The following is a 1,732-nucleotide window of genomic DNA, read 5'->3' as shown; positions in this document are numbered from 1 at the left end:
CCGCCTTCTTCCCCGAACAGTTCTTCATTGCCTGTATCATTGCGTTTGCAGCAGGTGACGGGCGGGATGCCCAGACCGGAGATCCGAGTATAGCGAGGTCATAACCGGATAGATCGATTGCATCCGGATCGATTGCGGCAATGCCTCCCTTTCGGGCGCGGGGAGCGCCAAGCAGGTACATTGTTGTCTTTCCGTATCCGGCAAGATCACGGACCCTGATCAGTTCGGCTCCTGTGGCTTTTGAGAGTGTTTCCATCACAGAATGGGTGTTGCCGGTCTCGCTATGGTAGATGCAGAGGATCTTCATACTCTGCGTTATGGGATCTGGTACTATAAAAAATATGGAAAAAGAAGATTAAAGATTCTTGAACTGGGGCATATCCTTTCTCAGTTCTGCCCCGATATGCTCGATCTCATGCTCTTCATCGGCACGGGTCAATGCATTGAAGACGGGTCTGCCCACCATATTCTCAAGGATCCACTCTTTTGCAAAGGTTCCGTTCTGGATCTCGGAGAGGATCTCCTCCATCTCCATCCTGCTCTCAGGTCCGATGACACGGGGTCCGCGGGTGATATCCCCATACTGGGCGGTGTTGCTGATGTATCTGCGCATCTTGGTGAATCCACCTTCGTAGATGAGGTCGATGATCAGTTTCGTCTCGTGGAGAACCTCAAGGTATGCCATCTCCGGGCTGTACCCGGCATCAACGAGGGTCTCATACCCTGCCCTGATCAGCGAGGTGATACCACCGCAGAGAACTGCCTGTTCCCCAAAGAGATCGGTCTCGGTCTCTTCGCGGAATGTTGTTTCGAGGACCATGGCACGGGTGGCACCGATGCCTTTTGCATAGGCGAGCGCAAGTGCGCGGGCATTGCCCGAGACATCCTGGTATACGGCGATGAGTGCGGGAACGCCCATGCCTTCGGTGTAGGTTCTCCTGACCATGAATCCGGGTCCTTTTGGAGCGACCATGAAGACATTCACCGTCTCCGGCGGGACGATCTGGCCGAAATGAATGTTGAATCCATGTGAGAAGACCAGCGATGCACCCTTTTTGAGGTTCCCTGCAATCTCTGACCTGAAGACAGCCGCCTGGCTCTCGTCAGGGAGGAGAATCTGGACCAGATCGGCTTTCTTTACTGCCTCGGCAACGGTAAGGACTGTAAACCCGTCTTTCTTCGCCTCATCCCAGCTCTTGCCGGGGCGGAGGCCGATGATAACATCGAGTCCGCTGTCACGAAGATTCAAAGCCTGGCCGCGGCCCTGCGAGCCGTAGCCGATCACGGCGATCGTCTTTCCTTTTAAATGAGAGAGATCGGCGTCTGCGTCATAGTACTTCTGGACCATAGCTTTACCATTACGTAATGCGGTGCGAGCCTACATAAATATATTATACTCAGGCTCATACCTGACTGTACTTTTATAGCTCGATCTTCTGTGAAGAAGATATAATGATAGAGGTCTTTTCGCATGGAACTGTCTGATATTCAGTCCACTATCCCCGATATCCGGATCAACCTGAGCCGGGTGGGTGTCAGGAATGTACGAAAACTCGTGGAAGTAGCACGTGTCGGGAAACGTCCGGCGATCTTTATATCGAAGTTTGATATCTTCGTTGATCTCCCCGGCTCCCTGAAAGGTGCAAACCTCTCACGGAATTTTGAAGTGATCGACGATGTGCTCCAGGAGGCAATCGGTGGCGAGGTGAAAGAGATTGAGGAGGTCTGCAGC

At 52.8% G+C, this 1,732-nt stretch carries 2 protein-coding genes and 1 pseudogene; 1 reads left to right on the top strand and 2 read right to left on the bottom strand.

Annotated elements, in window-relative coordinates:
• Positions 1-307: pseudogene (locus QCH34_RS12065) on the bottom strand (ArsR family transcriptional regulator); the annotation flags it as partial.
• A gap of 48 nt (positions 308-355) precedes the next feature.
• The gene (gene ilvC / locus QCH34_RS12060) at positions 356-1,348 is read right to left on the bottom strand and encodes a ketol-acid reductoisomerase (RefSeq protein ID WP_300334496.1); all 993 of its coding nucleotides are present in this window, start codon (positions 1,346-1,348) and stop codon (positions 356-358) included.
• A 123-nt stretch (positions 1,349-1,471) separates the two neighbouring features.
• Here ilvC and QCH34_RS12055 point away from each other — a divergent pair.
• A partial coding sequence (locus QCH34_RS12055; protein WP_300334495.1) for a GTP cyclohydrolase, FolE2/MptA family occupies positions 1,472-1,732 on the top strand: 261 nt, incomplete at its 3' end.

Origin of the sequence: Methanocalculus sp. (assembly GCF_029762515.1) — an archaeon.
In the GTDB taxonomy this organism is placed as follows: Archaea; Halobacteriota; Methanomicrobia; order Methanomicrobiales; family Methanocorpusculaceae; genus Methanocalculus.
Note: the sequence above shows the minus strand (reverse complement) of the source record. Positions and strands in the feature narration are given on the sequence as shown.